This is a genomic window from Microscilla marina ATCC 23134 (assembly GCF_000169175.1).
In the GTDB taxonomy this organism is placed as follows: Bacteria; Bacteroidota; Bacteroidia; order Cytophagales; family Microscillaceae; genus Microscilla; species Microscilla marina.
This window is the reverse complement of the sequence record NZ_AAWS01000055.1, coordinates 17,915-35,018: the sequence shown is the minus strand read 5'-3', so window position 1 is coordinate 35,018 and position 17,104 is coordinate 17,915. Positions and strand designations below refer to the sequence as shown.

The 17,104-nt window shown below is 38.1% G+C and carries 13 protein-coding genes; 2 read left to right on the top strand and 11 right to left on the bottom strand.

Annotated features, from left to right (window positions below; all coding sequences use genetic code 11):
- Positions 1–16: 16 nt before the first annotated feature.
- From M23134_RS31335 to M23134_RS31305, 7 genes are all read right to left on the bottom strand, one after another.
- On the bottom strand, positions 17–2,893 hold the full coding sequence (locus tag M23134_RS31335; RefSeq protein ID WP_002703557.1) for a hypothetical protein: 2,877 nt from the start codon (positions 2,891–2,893) through the stop codon (positions 17–19).
- 12 nt (positions 2,894–2,905) lie between these two features.
- Positions 2,906–3,097: a hypothetical protein gene (locus M23134_RS31330; RefSeq protein ID WP_002703554.1), complete on the bottom strand. Its 192-nt coding sequence runs from the start codon at positions 3,095–3,097 to the stop codon at positions 2,906–2,908.
- Positions 3,098–3,103: 6 nt separating this feature from the next.
- Entirely contained in the window at positions 3,104–3,802 is a 699-nt protein-coding gene (locus tag M23134_RS31325) for a CIS tube protein (protein ID WP_002703552.1), read from the bottom strand.
- Positions 3,803–3,909: 107 nt separating this feature from the next.
- A complete protein-coding gene (locus M23134_RS31320; protein WP_045114717.1) occupies positions 3,910–5,019 on the bottom strand; it encodes a porin family protein in 1,110 nt (369 codons plus the stop codon).
- A gap of 363 nt (positions 5,020–5,382) precedes the next feature.
- Positions 5,383–8,598 carry an nSTAND1 domain-containing NTPase gene (locus M23134_RS31315; protein ID WP_002703548.1) on the bottom strand — a complete coding sequence of 1,072 codons (3,216 nt, stop codon included), beginning with the start codon at positions 8,596–8,598 and terminating at the stop codon, positions 5,383–5,385.
- 342 nt (positions 8,599–8,940) lie between these two features.
- Complete coding sequence (locus M23134_RS31310; protein WP_002703547.1) at positions 8,941–9,612, bottom strand: vWA domain-containing protein; 672 nt, start codon at positions 9,610–9,612, stop codon at positions 8,941–8,943.
- Positions 9,613–9,822: 210 nt separating this feature from the next.
- On the bottom strand, positions 9,823–10,665 hold the full coding sequence (locus M23134_RS31305) for a DUF3108 domain-containing protein (protein ID WP_002703545.1): 843 nt from the start codon (positions 10,663–10,665) through the stop codon (positions 9,823–9,825).
- Positions 10,666–11,065: 400 nt separating this feature from the next.
- Between M23134_RS31305 and M23134_RS31300 the strand changes: the two genes are divergently transcribed.
- The gene (locus M23134_RS31300; protein ID WP_002703543.1) at positions 11,066–11,923 is read left to right on the top strand and encodes a metallophosphoesterase family protein; all 858 of its coding nucleotides are present in this window, start codon (positions 11,066–11,068) and stop codon (positions 11,921–11,923) included.
- 38 nt (positions 11,924–11,961) lie between these two features.
- Here M23134_RS31300 and M23134_RS31295 read toward each other — a convergent pair whose 3' ends face one another.
- From M23134_RS31295 to M23134_RS31280, 4 genes are all read right to left on the bottom strand, one after another.
- Positions 11,962–13,083: an SGNH/GDSL hydrolase family protein gene (locus M23134_RS31295; RefSeq protein WP_045114725.1), complete on the bottom strand. Its 1,122-nt coding sequence runs from the start codon at positions 13,081–13,083 to the stop codon at positions 11,962–11,964.
- A gap of 88 nt (positions 13,084–13,171) precedes the next feature.
- Positions 13,172–14,038 carry an alpha/beta fold hydrolase gene (locus M23134_RS31290; protein WP_002703539.1) on the bottom strand — a complete coding sequence of 289 codons (867 nt, stop codon included), beginning with the start codon at positions 14,036–14,038 and terminating at the stop codon, positions 13,172–13,174.
- Between the two features lie 129 nt (positions 14,039–14,167).
- A complete protein-coding gene (locus M23134_RS31285; RefSeq protein WP_002703538.1) occupies positions 14,168–14,776 on the bottom strand; it encodes a TetR/AcrR family transcriptional regulator in 609 nt (202 codons plus the stop codon).
- A 59-nt stretch (positions 14,777–14,835) separates the two neighbouring features.
- The gene (locus M23134_RS31280) at positions 14,836–15,279 is read right to left on the bottom strand and encodes a hypothetical protein (RefSeq protein WP_002703536.1); all 444 of its coding nucleotides are present in this window, start codon (positions 15,277–15,279) and stop codon (positions 14,836–14,838) included.
- Positions 15,280–15,549: 270 nt separating this feature from the next.
- Here M23134_RS31280 and M23134_RS39205 point away from each other — a divergent pair, with 270 nt between their 5' ends.
- Positions 15,550–17,070: a leucine-rich repeat domain-containing protein gene (locus M23134_RS39205; RefSeq protein ID WP_002703533.1), complete on the top strand. Its 1,521-nt coding sequence runs from the start codon at positions 15,550–15,552 to the stop codon at positions 17,068–17,070.
- Positions 17,071–17,104 lie beyond the last annotated feature (34 nt).

Genomic DNA, 17,104 nt, shown 5'->3' with positions numbered 1-17,104 from the left:
TTTAATCTATCAGGTATTAAACCTGTTTTTTACTGGCAAGTTCTAACAATAATTGTGTCATTTGATTATTCAAAATATCATTTTCTGCCTTATTGTTGTCCTTTCTTCTAGCATCTGTCCATTTATAATACAAGGCTTCATAGGTTTTCATTTTATCAATATCCAACCACATCAACTGAGTTTTGACATTTGCAGGCTTACACTCATTTACTGTGTCTCTAAACATTGACCTAAACTCCAAATCACTAAATCGCGCTGTCCAACTAGGCAAAAGCAAAGTAGCTTGATAAGCAAAGAAACTTTCAGGCACCAAATCATCATCGTCAGAGTTTTGAATATAAAAAGCTATTTTCTCTTCATAAGACCTGATGTCTTCTTTATTGGCAAGAAACTTATACACACGCTCCATTTTTTCGTGGATTTCTTGCACCGATTCATACGTTTTCAGACTAACAAACTGCATGCCTTGATCGGCTGTATGAAAATGAATTTCAAAATCACCGTCATCGCGTCTTTCTACTGAATAATGTTCATAAACATTTAAATGAGGCTCTAATTCTTTTACTTTCGTAATCCTCTCTTTAAACTCATACCTTTCAAATGAGCGCAGAAAGTTATCTCCGTTTTCATCTGTAAGGTATATACCAAATTTTTTATCTTCAACATCAGGGCGTAATAATATATGCTCAAACAAGTAAAAACCTTCGCTTTGTATGTTTAAGTTTCTGAGATAATCTACCACCACCTGAACATTGTTGGTAGCATCTTCTATATTATCATACTCACCAATTAACAGTGGTTGAGGACTATCAGGTTTCACAAAAACAGTACAATACTTTTCATTATTTATTGGATGTTCACCGACCTGATAATTTTTTAGCTTAAGTCCATATACCAAAAAAGTGCTATCTATGATTTTAGTACGCATAAACACGGCTTTTTCTAATAGTTGCTGCCTATACTCTGCCGTTTTCTCTGCTAGAGTAATGTCACTCGTATCTATGTAGTCATAATTCTCCTCTATGATGGCTTCATTCAACCCTACCTGGTCAATATTTGTTTCATTTGTCCATTGCCTTTTCAATCGGTTAGGAGCAGTGTCATCCAATAATTGTAGTTTGCGATCGTCAAAAGGTTTTAGCAAAGGATGCTTTTTAGGCAATTCATGATGTTTTGATTCTGGGGTAAATCCAAAGCCTAATAGAATGTTAATTTTTGTTTCTAAACCTGGTACATTCTCTGTTCCAATCAACTCTTTGCGATAATCATACGCTTTTGAGCGATGCTGATTCATTTTCACCAAGTGTTCAAAGAAACGACTCTTATTTTTTATCAGGTAACTTTGATAATCTTTAGTGCGGAAATAATAGTTTTTTTGAGAGGTTGCATACCTCATATAATCTTCGCCATGAATGGCAAGTAAAAAATCTAAAATACGGTTACGACGGTCGATAAAGTTATCGCGAGCCTGTACTAGTTTAGGCAACCCTTGCTTATAATTCAATGGAATCTTGGTTTCACCATCTACTCCATTGTCTATAAAATCACCTTCTGATTCTCTGTACAAAGGCTCTACGTCAGGAACAACATCTAAGTTTTGATGGAAATATGTTTGCTGTATTCCATTGGTTGTTGAGAATAAGTCTTTGACATGGGCCAATTGAGCCAAGTGGTTAGATAATAACTGCTCAAATAATAATAAAAAACCCTTAAGTTGTTTTGCCTGGGCTTTCCTTAACTCACCACCTCCATTGGGTACACCCTGTACTCCAATGCCGTAAACTTCTGGAAATAAATACTGTAAAGAACTATAGCTTTGTATATCTAACGGGCGTCCTTCTGGCACCTCTACTTTTTCTTCGTTTTGACGATAAACTCTTTTATGGGCAGACTCAAGTTCGTTGTACTTGCGCTTGGTAAGCATTAAGTCAAGAGAGTTATAAACTACATCTCCTTTATAGAAATTAATACTGTTTCCTCCTTGTTCTAAATTTGTATCAAAAACAAGCACTGGAATCAACGTTTTTCCTACTTCTATTTGGTTATCATGCGTTTTGCCATCTATTTGCAAGTACAAGTCTTTTACACTTGACACGCCATCTATCTGCATGATGATCTTAATCACTTCAGAAATAAGTATTCTTTCAGTCTTTGGGATCAACTCTTCCTGACGAATAAAGCCATGTTTCAACAAAGGTCCATTATATATTTCATCTAAACTATACCCTTTTTCTATCATCTCTTTCAGAGAGTAAAAACTTACTGTAGGGTTAAAGTACTCATTCAGATCAAATAAAATATGCGCCAGAATATTCTCCACCTCATCCATACGCCGTACCTCAATATCACCTTGAATATGAATAGGCAAAGTATCTACAATTACAACTTCATCTATGTCTTCACATATATTACGGTTTGCGCAAAATATATCTTTAACTTGTATGGTTATTCTCTGTTGTACCTCCTCTGTTTCCAATTCGTCATGAATATCTACATATACTTTATATAAGCCGTTTAGTGAATTTTCTAATGGGTCGGTAGGAAAAAACCAAACATTTTTCACTTCTGGTAATTCATCCAAAATCAGCTTTCGGTAGTCGCTAATTGTCAATGAGTTACAAGATAGTATTTCGCTTGATTCATAAAATATTTTTTTATCTGTTGCCTTATTGTAGAGGTGATCTTCAATTGCTGCATCAGCACGGCTGTTAAGCTCTACTATAGCATCACAAAGGTACTCCAGTATAGTGATACCTGGGTCGTGCGCGTTGTAATCTGTCCAAAAACCACCCGTAAGTTGTTGGATAATTTTAAGTCCTTCTTCGAATAATAACTCGCTGTTAAACCCTTTATTTTCTAATATATCGTCGGTTATGAATTGAGGCTCTGCCATAAAACTTACAGGTTAGTCACGTGTTTGATTTTGTTGAGAATTTGGATGGTTAAGTTGTCGGTTTGCTTGCTCATTTAGTTTACCTATCAACGCATATACATCAGCAAAAGGCATTTGTCCCAAAGCTTTGAATATGACATTTGCTTCGTCCAATGTGATTTGGAAATGAATGAGTTGACCGTCACTTTCTTGTTTTTGCTGCATTTTTAATTAGATTGACTGTAGAGGTGGTAATATCACTTCCGTACCCTCAGACACATAGCGGGTGGTAAAACCATTAAACTTTGCCACTGCTACATCTAGTTTGGTATCACCATATATTTCATAGCACATATGCCTTAACCCATACCCTGCTTTTACAACCTTTACGTGGGTCAAATCAGGAGAACTTTGTTTTTGTTTTTTAGTTTCTTCGTCTGGTGAAGTATGACTACGAAACTGGCAAGATGCAGTAGCTCTGATGGGATTTCCTTTTTCATCAAACAATGTATACTTTACAGATAAGGAAGTTAGTCTACACTCAAAAATAAACGAACCCCAGGAAATTTCTAAGTAACCAATGTCGTGATGTGTACCACTATAGCCGTAAGTTAGCTTTTTAAAAGCTTCAATTTCTTCCAGTACCCCTTCATCGTTTTGGTATATCATATTTGTACCATCGAAGATCAGGTCAAAACTTACACTTTCTGGTTGAATATTTTTAAACCTTGCCACTGGATGAGTACTACCAGGAATCTCTACTTCATCATATTTGACATTTACAGAATAACTTAGGTTTGCAGGGTTAATTGCTACAGTGATTGAACCATCTGACTGAATTGTGCCACCAGTCATTGTATTATCCTTCTTCAATGTTGCCCCTACATAAGCCTTTCGCTGAATTTTTAGTTTGTTAGGTGTATCTGCCATATCCTTATTGTGATTTTTACTTTGTTAGTCATACCAAAAAAACGGTAATTACTATACGACTTTATGCTTATTTTCAAGTACCAAATAGTAGCAATGCCATTGTACCACTACTTCTTTCGCCTTCTCTTTCTCTTGCGATTTCCACTTTTCTGAGGCACTACTCTCCTGTATTCTTTCTTTAACCTTGGGTTGTATTTTGGGATAAAAAACCCTAGAGAAAATGTAAAAGGGCTAATTACCATATTATCGTCTATATAACCGTAACGATAAATCAGTGGAACGTTTGCCCCTCTTTCCGAAGTCTTTACAATGTTCGTCAGGCCAAAATTATAACGAAAATCCACTGTAAAAAAACCACCTTTAGTTTTGAGCAAAAACCCAGCACCAACCATTGCTCCAAAGTTCAGTTTTTTACGTTGAGGCGTCATATCCTCACCCAGCAGTTTAAACTCTTTCTTAGTGTCGCCTATTAAATCAGTTCTGGTAACTTCAGCTGTTGATGATAGAACTAAATCAGCAAAAACACCTGCTGTAACAAAAGGTCTGAAGCGCTTATCAGTATTGCCAAATAAATAGCGTGCATATATAGGAACCTCTACCATTGATTGGTTTTCTTGAAAAACTACATCAGTAAAACCAAGTAAACTCTCTGTGTGTGTATAGTTGCGAGTGGCATAGTAGGCTTCTGCTCCCACGTGTAGATTATCAGTCACAGGAATATCAAACATTCCTCCTATCAAGAAACCTACTCGTGGCTTAAATATACCAGTCTTGGCGTTATCATCTACACTAAAAGTCATAGTAGATTGTGTAACACTGTATGATACACCTAGTTTTAAACCATAAAGGTAAATAGGTTTGGTATGAAACTTATCAAAAAGCTCTACAAACTCTGGTTGATCAGCATTCTCGCCAGTACCTCTCACAGGCTTGTATTCTTTTTCTATTCTTAAAAACTCACGCATGTTATGCTCAGCCATGTCCCTATCATCAAGGTAGAGACCACTAAGCGTGAGCAAACGATAAGCTTCTTTTTGTTTTGCGCGATCTAAGTCCTTTAAGCAATCTTTTATCAAAATTTCCACTTCGCTTACACGCCCTTCATCGTAGGCCCTGGTAGCATCTTTCAGTTTATCCTTGCAGGCTTTCTCTTTTTGGGCGTATCCTGCCATAGCAAACAAACAGGCAAACAGTAAGAGATAAATTCGTTTTAACATTGTCAATTATCTGGTTAGTCTTTTTTCAATTTTTCCGTAAAACTAGCACTCAGTCAAGGCCAAGTTTAAGGATATATTTGCAGAATAGCGTTGTCCTTCTTCATTGCTAAAAATTTATACAGCTCACAGAATTCAAAAAGCGAACTTTGATCATTTATAGCACCTTCACCTACTCTTTTTTACTATTCCAATAAATCTTATTCTCAGTTCATCCCTTGATCAAGTACGAGCATAGTATTATACCGAACTATGTTATTTATTATCTTGGGTAAATCCAGATAAAGGTAAGTAAATAATATTTTTGAAAAGATCATTTACTTACCCTGGTCATTTTCTTTTGCAGAGCAGAAACAGTACAAGTTCTTACTCTTTTTCTCTCCGCTTATGCTCAGGTTTTACTCCTGCTCCATCTTTCATATTAGAGAAGGTACGTGCATAGTTAATGTTTTTAGACACGTGACGATTCCATTCTTTAATACTCATATTTCTTTTAACTTTCCCAGTAGACGCTATTACATCTTTCATGGCTTCTACTGTTGTTGGCCATACTCGTATTAGGTTGTCTTTACAACCAGCAAGTAACTTGGTGCCATCACCACTAAAACAAATAGACCAAACCCAATCCCGGTGATCATTTAAAACAATGGGAGACTTACCTAAATTCTTTAGCTCATAAATACGTACCGACTTGTCCCAACTACCAGTAGCCATTAGGGTCGCTTTACCACTATCGTTATAATTAAATGCAATATTATTAATTCGGGCAAGGTGACGAGGCAGTGATTGCTCTGTGCCCATTGAAACGGGCTTGCCATTGGCTACACTCCACAAATACAAGAAACCAGCCTGAGTACCTGCTGCCAACCAAGCTCCATCCTGGCTAAACTCAAGAGAAACGATTCTATCTTGATTGCTGATGGTTAGTTCATAACTTTTGGTTGTCACACGGTTATTATAAACAATTACATTTTTTGCCTTATTCCAAGCCACTTTCTGACTATTAGCAGCCATCAAAGTAGCTTTATCTTGTGCTACAGGCTCACTTTTCCATCTACGTCCTTTTTGTTCCCAATAAGTAATTTCCCCATTGGCACTTAGTGCATACAATACATTATTTCCAGCCATTACAATCCTTCGGATTTCGCTTTGCCCTGTATTAATTCTGCTTGCCATGCTAAGGTTTCCGTCATTGGCTACATTGTAAAGCCTGATAGTAGCTGAGTTTCCGGCACAAGCCATTACTTTTTTACCAGGGCTCAATGATAAGGAACGGTTTACTTGCCCGGTAGTCACCAATGCAGGAACATCTACCCCAGTAGACAAATCGTTTCCTACATCACACTTACGAATAGTTCCATCACTACCCGTAGAATATATTACATTACCAAATGTAGGTTCTAGTGAGCGAATGGTAGAAAAGTGTCCTTTAAATTGATTATAATTAGGGTCTGACAACCTCTTGATAGCGTAGTATAGTCCATCGTAAATGTTAGGGTCTTGTGTCTCACCTCTGACATTTGATTTTTTGAAAATATGGTATGCCTGCTGAGCCACTAAGGCTTGTTCTATATGATCAGTTAATTGAATAGAACGCAGTCCCATTTTCTGAGCAATCACCTTTTTACTTAGGTTATCGGCTGCTTGTTTGGCTTGCTCAGCTACTCCTTTGGCTTTGGTTGCCACAATCGCACTTTGCTCTGCTTTTTTGGTAGCTGTATCTGCCAAAGCCTTGGCAGCTACCGCCCTCTGTCGTTGTTCATCAGCTGCTTTTTTCTCTTGCAATGCCCTGATTTTGGCAGCCCTTGCAAGTTTTGCACTTCTCAGAGCGGCCTTTTGGGCTTTAGTTGCTCTGTCTGCTTCCGCCAATGCTTTTCCTTGTGCTTTTTTTGCTGTTTCAGCACTTTTTACTGCTTTTTTCTGAGCTACAGTTGCTGCTTTGGCACTTGCCACCGCCTTTTCTTTTTGGGCTTTAGCTTCTCCTAAGTTTTTATTGGCCTCTTGTTTGGCTTCATAAGCAAAGTAAGAAGCAATCAGCGCCCCTACCATAATTACACAGATAAACGCAAATATTGCCCTAAAAATCTGCTTACGCCTTTCTGCCAATTTCTTGCGGTTGGCGATCGCCTCTTCATCAGACTTTTTACTAAAATCGAGAAAAGACATGGTGCGCTCATACGCCGGATGGTAACGCATCCCCCAAGCAAGGTTGGGCTTTTTCTCTTCTCTTTTGGCAAGAGCCAGTTTAAGGTCAGCATCTTTCAAAAGACCACCCTGTCCTGATTGGTGATTTTCGGCAGCCATTGCCCACCCTAAATACTCTTTTACAAATTCAGCCTCTTCATCTACCCAAAAAATCAACATTCCCCAAATACGCATCAAACTCTCGTGCGAGATGTCTATCACGCTATTTTCGTCTAATGGAACCTCCTGAGGGGGCATTAATAAGGTACGGTCGGCACGACGAAAGTTATCGATCACTACAATACACTCTTCGATAGACTTTTCAGCTACTGCTGCTATTTCGCTCAACTGGGTTGGGCGACGTACACGCCTACCATCGTCTCCTTTTTGGGTAATTGCCTTAAAAATAAGTTCACAAGTCCTTTTTTGCTCATCATTCAATTCATTGAAAGCCTCGTTTGCATGGACTTCCAAAGCGGTTTTCATTCCTCCAATGGCTTCATAATGACCAGTGTTGATAGGTTCGCCATGAATAGAGCTTTGTTCCCAATAATCCCAGGTACGCATGAGTGCGTGTTGCATAATAGGCAACTGATCGGCATTGTCGCCTACATCATTTAATATTTGTTGTACCAAGCGATCGTCAATGCCAGCTCCCATTACCTGGATAGGTCCTTCGATTGCAGCCTTTTTCTCATTCCGGGTCATTTGCGGAATCAAGAACTGACTGTTATTAATCGCATTGGTCAGGTTAGGGTATTGAGAGCAATCTCCCACAAAATCAGAACGCATTGTAAGTGCTACATATATAGGTACATCATTCTGTTCTGTGGCAGTAAGCAACAATTTTATGAATGCTAACGTTTCTTCTGTAGTACTAGAGTCAATATCTTTGAATCTGAAAAGTTCTTCAAACTGATCAACAAATATGAGGTAGTTTTTTTGATGTTTTTCGTATTTGCCTTTGAAGGCATCAACCAACCCAGTAGAGCTACTCATGAGTGTAGAATACTCTACATTAAATGTCATTTCAGCATCTAGTTCGGGGTTGTTTTTTACTGCTTCGTCAGTGATGGACTGTGCCAGGTTTTTGATAGGAGACTCTCCGGGGCGAAAAGTACATACTTCCCATTTGTTACTATATTCGGTTTGGTAATCGCCAAAAAGTGTGGGAAACAATCCACAATAGAGAAAAGATGATTTACCGATTCCTGATGTTCCGACAACGGCAACAAAACGGTGTTTAATTAATTTATTCAGCACCATTTCTATTTGGTTGTCGCGTCCAAAGTAGAGGTGGCTTTCTTCATACTTAAATGAACGCAATCCCGGAAACGGGTTTCGTCTGTCAACTGTGTTGATAGAATTGCTGGATTGGGTAATGGCTTGTTCAGACATGATAATAAACTTACTTATTTGATCTGTTAGTTACTTTGATGTACCTGATTTTATTATGTACAAGAAAAAGAAAACTTTTGGTCAGTTTTAAAATAGCATTGGCAAATTTACCACAAAAAAAAGAATTTACGGGTTAAAATTAGCAAAAAACTAATACTTGTATATAACTCTTCAATTTTGCATCTCTTACTACATGCAAAAACTGTGTCTAACCTGGTTTTTTTTAAGTTTAAAAAACTTTTTTTACTTATAAGTTGTAATAGATCACCACCAGAAGAGTTACCGCAACGGTGTATTATACAATTAGTAAAGACACCTTCTACTCTTTTGTACTCATTTTTATTATACACTGCTGGCTATAGCATCCAAAATTGTTTGGTAGTCTACCTCATTCAACCCCTCACCAGCTTTCGAAGGATACTGAATCGTATTTTCCCAGTGGTTAGCAATATCTGTCCAAGCATAGGCATCTGGTGCATAAACAATCAGCCTCTTTGCTGCCCGGTTCATATATTGTCCATCCCACAAGTCAGTTAAATCATCAAAATTACCAGGCATATCTGCTGGGTAGTGAGTAGGCTTAGCCCCTGCATCTTTTTCAAGCGGATGTACACTGGCATCTGTCCACATTACTACAATTTGTCGTTTTTTATCGCCAACTTTATTCCAGGGCGACTTTATGGCAAGGGCTATTGCTTCCAAGCCAGTTTCGGGCTCATCTCCCCCCCCGTCGGCTTCAATGCCATCAACAAAATTTTTAAATGCCTCTTTTTGATCAGGCAAAACAAAAAACTCTGAAGCCTTCATAGACTCCTCTCCATCATAATAGTAATCTTTAAAAGCAACCAACCTTACCCGCAAAGTATCTATAGCCTTGCCTTTTTCTTCCATTACCTGGTTGAGGTCTTCATAAAACTTCAGGGCATTATTTTTCACTTTATCAATGATGGGTTGCATGCTTCCAGTAGCATCAATGCACATTACAATGTCTACAGTATATTTTAATCCTTGCATTTTTTCTAGTTTTAGTGTTATAGATCAATTTTAAGGCAAGCAAACTTACAAAAACTCAAGCATAATCTCAGGTTACTTTTGTGGGTAAAATCATAAAGACAGGTGAGTTGCCAAGCCAGAGGCATTTTGTTTATATTTAATTTTAGCCACACAAAAAAAGCCCGAATGTTTATGGTTAAACATCCGGGCTTGTCAAAACGAGGTAAAATATTACTTCTTCTTTTTAAAGTTAAATTTGTGGCGCAAGTTGCGGAAGCTCTTTACTTCTATCACTACTTTGCCTATAAACATATCGGCTTCTATTCTTACAGGTATTTTGTTGCCATCGTCTGATACCCAAAAACGAATCGAGTTTTCACCAGAAAACAGCCCATTTTTAGGCATAATAGGTACCAATTTATGGGCATGAATTTTCCCAAATTTAGTTTTTGCTATACTTTTTCCTTTGTACCTTATTTTAAGGTCATAAATTTTGTCTTCTAAAAATCCTGGAATCGTAATAATCTGACCTGGTTTTAAAGAATTAAAATCTAACATACGCAGGTAATAATACCCACTAATCATGTCTTGGGCATTTCTTGGCACCACTACAACTTTGTTCCCTTTTTCAAGTTTAGACTTAGCTCCATTTCTTTTTTCCTTCCATTGCTCATAACGCATAGTAGCTCTGTTTTTGGAAGGTTCTATATGAGTAAGTTCATCTCGACGATAATCGGTCTCTTCGATATGGCGATAAAAACGATGGCTTACAAAAGCCGACGTGTCTATATAAGAACGCCAAGTGTCACGTATCCGGGTAATGGCATCAAAGGCTCCCACTGATTTACCCAAAACATCTACTCTATAGCAAAGTCTGCCATTAAGGTAAAACAGTTTTTTACTTACATCAACAATGCCTACTCCCGCATTGATAGGTCCATAATGTGCTATATACTCCAGGTGTTCACCAGGGTTAAACACGTCGTTTTTTATGGTACGGTAGCCATCGTAAGTTGGCGTAATAAAGCCACTAATTACACCGATAAAAACTACTAGTGCTACAAATTTTCTCATATTGTATATCAATTAATTAGCTAATGTATAGGGTTTAATAAGAGTTTTTTCAATTATTCTAAACGCAGGATTGACTACTAAAGTAGGGACTTTTTATACATAAGTTCACCAGAATTCGCTCAAACTGTTTTACCGAAGGGTAAATTTTGGCAATTTGTTCTGCCCAGTTTTACACTACATTTTATTTAAACCTTTACGTTTACAACAGTTAAAATGAGACAATAATCTTAATTTAAATCAAACAAAGGTATTTTTAATGATAACTTTGCACTTTTATTCTGTGAACTCACCTTTGCTTTTTTTCTGGGTCACTTTATGGTAATAAGACACAAACTTACACCCAAGCTGTGCAAATAACATTTGAACACATAAATAATTAACTTCACAAAATACAATTATTATGAAAGTAGCTATTTTTGCCGATTTACATGGTCGACTTTTGCTTGCCTTCAAGCTGGTAGAACGGTACCAAAGAGAAACCGGGCAAAATATTGACTTGATTTTACAATGTGGTGATGTGGGTATATTTCCAGAACTGGATCACTTAGATACTGCTACCTTGCGTTTTGCCAGACGAGACAGAAGCGAGCTGGGTTTTCACGATTATTTCACTATTCCCCATCGAAAAGCCCAGGAAGTGTTAGAAAAAACCGATTGCCAGATGGTATGTGTAAGGGGCAACCACGAAGATCACGAGTTTTTGGATGGGTTGGAGCAATTAAGTCCTGATCAAACCCTGTTTCCAGTAGATTGTTACAAACGGGTTTTTGTGTGTAAATCGGGACATGTCCAACAGTTTACCTACGAAGACGCCACCCTGAACGTATTGGGGGTTGGGCGAGCTGGCGATCGTAAAAACCGTGACAATGCTACTTTCATTCAACCCTATGAACGTCGTCAATTGAGACAAACCCTGAGCGCCAAGCCAACTATAGATATACTTATTTCGCACGATGTGCCTACCGATATGACCGACCCTGGCTATGGGATGAAAGAGTTACGCCCGGCACTGGATGCATTGCGTCCAACATACCATTTTTACGGGCACACTGGCAAACCTTTTCATCAGGAACCAGACAATAACCAAGTAACTCAGTCGGTGAAGGTAGCCGAGCTAGAGTACAAAAGACAAGAGACTTTGGCTTATGGAGCAATGCTGTTGCTGACAGTAGAAGCCGACCAGCCCTTGCACCTGGAAGTGGTAGATGCACCTTGGCTAAAAGAGTATACCAAAAGTAACTGGTTGTATGTAGACTAATGGCTGATAGGCTTATCACCATTAGCCTATATACGGTTTTATTTTAATATGTTTTGTTTCAAAAACTTTTTGAGCTGATCAGCCATTTTAATATGATCTGCCACGGTAGGATGCCCAATTTTGCGGTTATTATAGGCAAAAAATAAGGTATACAATTGCTGATCTTTATAGTATTTCTTCATTAGGTTTACTGCCTGTTGAATATAGCCTTTCCAAGGCTTACCTGGGCTTACAGCGTTCATTGACCCCAAAGTACACACAATTTTAGCTTTAGGATACACCTTGCGTAAGCTACTAATAAAGTTCACGTATGCCTGCACAATTTGCTGTGGAGTGGGTTTCCCCTGCTTAAAACGTTTTTTGTGATTAGGGTCTCTGGTCATATTTACCAACCAACTATCGTTCTGAAAAAGATTCACTACCACAATGTCGGGTACCCAACTCTTAAAGTCGTGTTTTAACGCTGGTTTATCAGGGTGTACACGATTGTACATTTCGGGCATAATCAAGTCATACCAACTTACCATGACTCCTATACCACTTTTGGCAGTGCATCTATAGTCAAGCCCCAAGTCTCTTGCAGTAATGGCTGCATACGATAAATAGTTGTTCTTTTTTGCTGGATTCATATTGTCTCTCCCGGTGGGGTCTTCGTTGCCCATGCCTACAGTAATCGAATTACCAAAAAACTCGATCCGAGGTGAGTAGGCTCGTTTCACCATTGCAAGGTTTGCTCCATTGTCCAACTCAATTCCCATAAACTTTGTGTAACCTTCATCAGTTTCGGTACGCTTAAAGATACTCACCGAATAGCTTTTACTAGCATCCAGATTGTTGTACACCGCATACTTCTTTTTTCCTTTTTGGCACTTAAGTATATAGGGTTTGGTATGCTGGTTATTCAAAATCACATTGAAGTAGTTCTTTCCTTTTTCATCTTCCAATAAGATTTTAAGTAGTTTACTTCCACGAAAAATAAAATCAACCGAAGTACCTGGCCAATAAAACTCTGGAGCCTTAGGGTTGGCAAAATTGATCCGACCATGGTAATAAAACCCGTTTTGATTGGCTTCCACCAATTGAGTGCCTGTCTGAGCTTGACAAAATTGATGGAAGCACCACACAAAGGAAATCAGGGCGAATAGGAAAGTTTTTTTCATAAAAGTAAAGTCAAGGTGAAAATACAATGTCAAAATAACGATTAAATTTTAAGAATTGGTAAAGCAATCTTGACTTTACACTATAACTTTATGCTTGCGCTTGCGCCAAAATACTCAGACAAGCTTGTAAAACTTCTGGGTGCTTAATCATTTGATGGTGTCCTACTCCATCAAAATACTGCATGTGTACTGCGGGGTTTTGGCTGGCATATGTTTTTACTTCGTCAATTGAAACCACCCGATCTTTTACATCATATATACCATACACTTGTGTAGCTTGGTTTGTGGTAGTCAAAGCATTGGCAAGAGCAAAATCTTCTATCCCTTTGCCAAAAGTACGGTGAGCTTTGGCATAAAATAATGTCCTGACTTTGCGGCGCACTCCAAAAAAATTGAACGCTCCTTCAAAAAAGTTTTTAGGTATGATGGGGCTGCCGATCATTATCAACTGCTTTACCTTGGCATTCGTTTGTTCGCCTAACCAGGTAGCAGCAGCAGTTCCTCCCAGCGAATGGGCAACTATAGTTTCTATTTCTAGATGAGCCTGCATATACTGACGCACAACTTTGATAAATTCAGGCAAACTGGTTTGTAGTTGGTTGGAGCTGCCATGGGCTGGAAAATCGAGGCTCAAAACTTTGTATCCCTGCTGAAGCAACAAAGGAATCAACTTATAATAATCGGCTGCCTTTGACTCCCAACCGTGCAACAGAAGTATGGTTTGCTTGCCTGTGCCCCAACTATAAGTATGAATGGTAGCTGGCTCGTTGTTAAACAAGGTTACTTCAAAACGTTCTTTTTTGGCAGCATCCAGTATTTGTGTATGTGGTGGTTTAAGGCTACGTTTATGGGTAGTAAACATTTTGTCCCAAAAGTAATTCATTACTCGGTGAGGTGTAAATAAGGCGCCAAAGGTTAGGCTGGTTTTGATTAATTGTAATTTTAAATTGCTCATTATTATCTTTTTTAAGGTTTATAATGTGTTTGCGTTTAAAATACTGATCGTTATTTTAAAGCGTAAAAAAATATTATGTATCAGCTTTTATTTTAAAATACTGAATGGTATTTTAAAATGTAAAAAAAATTATTTACTCATATCTTCAATGTACTCTTCAAGCAAGGCAAGGTTGCCCAACAAATACTCATCATCGCTGGTGGTTTTAGTCAAAAAAATTCCTCCTTGAATTAAACCAACAAAGCGTGCAAAAAAAGCCTTTCGGTTGATGGGGGCTTTCCATTCGTTTTGGGTTTCGCCCAAATCAAGTATATAGTTGATTGACTTTTCCCATACTCCGATATACTGCACAGCTTTGGCACTAAGGGCAGGGTTGGTGTCGTCAGCATCTACAGAGGTGTTGAGCACCACACAACCACCCCTATTGATATAATATGGATGGTGTTGCCTGTGGTAACGTGGATAAGCCAATAATTTGTCTTTGGCAGTGGTAGCAACGTCTACCATTGCCTTGATGCCCGAAAACATTTGACGAAAATTATACCTAAACGCTTCTAGTGCTACTTCTTCTTTACTGTCAAAGTTTCCGTAAATGCTCCCTCGACTAAACCCAGTACATTTTTCAATATCGCCAATAGAAGTGCTTAAATAGCCTTTTTTATTGAATAAGATTGCCGATTTTTGAATAATATCTGCCCTGGTTTTTTCTCTGTCCGAAAACTTTTTACTCTTACCCATAACGCTATTATAACGATCAGTATTTTAAAAACCTAATTTACTGAAAAATAATGTGCTTCTCAAATAAATGTCCCCGGAGGCAAACTACAAAACACTATCTTTTTTACGTCTCTTCGTTTGCCTACAATATAAAAATATTTTGCTTGATCGGCAGGTAGCAATTTCAGAAAGACTTGCTTTATTCGCGACAGTTTTTCGTGGATAGAGTTATTATATCTGTTGACCAAACGGTTGATGTTGGCTTGCATCAACCAATAGCTATGATGCGGGCTCAGGTGCTTATAGATTTCTAGCAATTCGCTTTCATAAGTATGTAACTCATACAAAATAATGCCTTGAGGATTTTGCCAAAACAACAAATAAAGGGCTTTGCACAAAGGAGTCATTTTAACTTCTACTTTGGAGTCTTCGTAACAGAGCCAAACCTGATATGCTTCATCAATGATAAGCGTAGGGCAATCGCTGGGCTGGGCTTTTGGTATTTTACCTGATGGTATTGTCATTGCAGTAAATATTAATGGTGAATTAATTGACCGCAAATAGTTGATAATCAAGCGTTTTTTTCTCCTCAAAAAATACTATTTTGCATATCCTTAGTAGTGAGGAGAAATGTTACTCTCAGGAGTTATAACTTTGTAGAAAGAAGTAATGCCTTGCCAAAAAAAGTGAAAAATGATTGCCTAACTTTAACTGGTTATATCCGCTTTTCCTGTTAGATTGCAACTCTATTCATTCTATAGGGTGATGATGCTATCACAGCCAAATACTTTACTATGAGTACTTACACAAATAATCCTAACCCAGAACAAAACAACGGAAACACTCACAACCAAGGGAAAGTAAAAACCCAATTGAATCATAATCAGGTGAGTGGAAATGTCAATATAGAAAACACCCAAAAAGACCAGGTAAAAGGCAACAAGGTTATTATTAATAATATAAAACTAGGTGGTTTTGTTGGTATGATAGGTGTATTGGTTGTGTCTTGGTATGCAATTCAGTTTTCGGGCAAAAGTGGTAAAAAAACAATGCAACAAGCTTTGCCAAAATCAAGCATCGTACAAGTGCCTTGTAAACCTCAAACAACTGCATTTAGGGTAGATGTAGCACACTTTAACCCAAAACGCCCTAGTTTTGCTGTAAAACTGGTAAGTAAGATCAAACAAGGAGTACCTTTAGCATACCAAAACAAGGTAGCCGTAGAAAAATACAATGACTATTTTTTTAATAAGGCAAAACCTGCGCTTGAGGTGGATAAACTCATTGCCAAAACCTGCCAATATCGGGGGCTGGTGGTCTATGGCGACCGCAACGCTCAATCAGGGGAAGAAAGCCTGACGTGCTGGATAGAAGTAGTAAATGTAAAAAAACAAATTACTCACCAACTGGAAGAACCTCCTGCATCTTTCAAATTCTCTATTCCCAACCATGCCCATTATGTTTCTTATTTTATCAGTGGTTTGATCAAATATTACCTTCACTTAAACGATGAAGCACAAAAAGATTTTGGTCACTTTTTAAAACAAATAAAAAGCTCGCCAAACACGGGTAATCATCGAGCAATCGCATATTGTAAAATATATTTGGGCAAAATAGCTATAGAAAAAGGAGATAGAGCCAATGCCCTCCGTTTGTTTCAAGAAGCCCACCAACTGTACCAAAGCGATTTTAATGGTAAAAACATTCTTGCCTTGAGCAAAGCTATACTGGCAAACAAGCAAATGCTCGAATATGAAAGTGAGGCAGAAGGTGATGATGATGACAAGCTTGCGGCATTGAATAGCACTCCTATTGCTGTTGCCCAAAACAATCCTCGGTCTGCCTTACCAATAGCGCTCACAAACCCTGATAGTGTGATTAAACTCGATTTACGCAATCGTGGACTCACTAAAGTACCTTCATCCATTACTCGCCTGTCTCACCTCGCCAGGCTTTATTTTACCCGTAACCGTTTGACTACACTACCAGCCAGCCTTGCTCAATTGAAAAAACTAACACATCTGTTTTGTCGGTATAACTCTTTCGAAGTCTTCCCAGAAGTGCTTACCCAAATGGCTCAATTAAAATATTTATACTTGAAAAGCAATCGTCTGAAAAGCATTCCGGCTGATATTAAAAAAATGACTGGGCTTGTTTCTTTACATCTACAGAACAATCAAATAAGCAAACTCCCACCTGAAATTGCTCAACTAAAAAAACTAAAATGGCTGTATCTTAAAGGAAACCCCATTTCTACCAAAGAAAGGGCACTCATTACGAGTTGGTTGCCTGATTGTAAGGTTATTTTTGAATAATGGCTGTTTTGCGCTGAGGGCTTTTTAAAATTCA

Bases quoted from the DNA above. Each gene is read 5' to 3' on its own strand.
- M23134_RS31310 (WP_002703547.1), bottom strand. From the start codon at position 9,612: ATGCAAGGATTAAAATATACTGTAGACATTGTAATGTGCATTGATGCT.
- M23134_RS31320 (WP_045114717.1), bottom strand. From the start codon at position 5,019: ATGTTAAAACGAATTTATCTCTTACTGTTTGCCTGTTTGTTTGCTATG.
- M23134_RS31290 (WP_002703539.1), bottom strand. From the start codon at position 14,038: ATGAGCAATTTAAAATTACAATTAATCAAAACCAGCCTAACCTTTGGC.
- M23134_RS31300 (WP_002703543.1), top strand. From the start codon at position 11,066: ATGAAAGTAGCTATTTTTGCCGATTTACATGGTCGACTTTTGCTTGCC.
- M23134_RS31295 (WP_045114725.1), bottom strand. From the start codon at position 13,083: ATGAAAAAAACTTTCCTATTCGCCCTGATTTCCTTTGTGTGGTGCTTC.
- M23134_RS31285 (WP_002703538.1), bottom strand. From the start codon at position 14,776: ATGGGTAAGAGTAAAAAGTTTTCGGACAGAGAAAAAACCAGGGCAGAT.
- M23134_RS39205 (WP_002703533.1), top strand. From the start codon at position 15,550: ATGAGTACTTACACAAATAATCCTAACCCAGAACAAAACAACGGAAAC.
- M23134_RS31280 (WP_002703536.1), bottom strand. From the start codon at position 15,279: ATGACAATACCATCAGGTAAAATACCAAAAGCCCAGCCCAGCGATTGC.
- M23134_RS31315 (WP_002703548.1), bottom strand. From the start codon at position 8,598: ATGTCTGAACAAGCCATTACCCAATCCAGCAATTCTATCAACACAGTT.
- M23134_RS31305 (WP_002703545.1), bottom strand. From the start codon at position 10,665: ATGAGAAAATTTGTAGCACTAGTAGTTTTTATCGGTGTAATTAGTGGC.
- M23134_RS31330 (WP_002703554.1), bottom strand. From the start codon at position 3,097: ATGCAGCAAAAACAAGAAAGTGACGGTCAACTCATTCATTTCCAAATC.
- M23134_RS31335 (WP_002703557.1), bottom strand. From the start codon at position 2,893: ATGGCAGAGCCTCAATTCATAACCGACGATATATTAGAAAATAAAGGG.
- M23134_RS31325 (WP_002703552.1), bottom strand. From the start codon at position 3,802: ATGGCAGATACACCTAACAAACTAAAAATTCAGCGAAAGGCTTATGTA.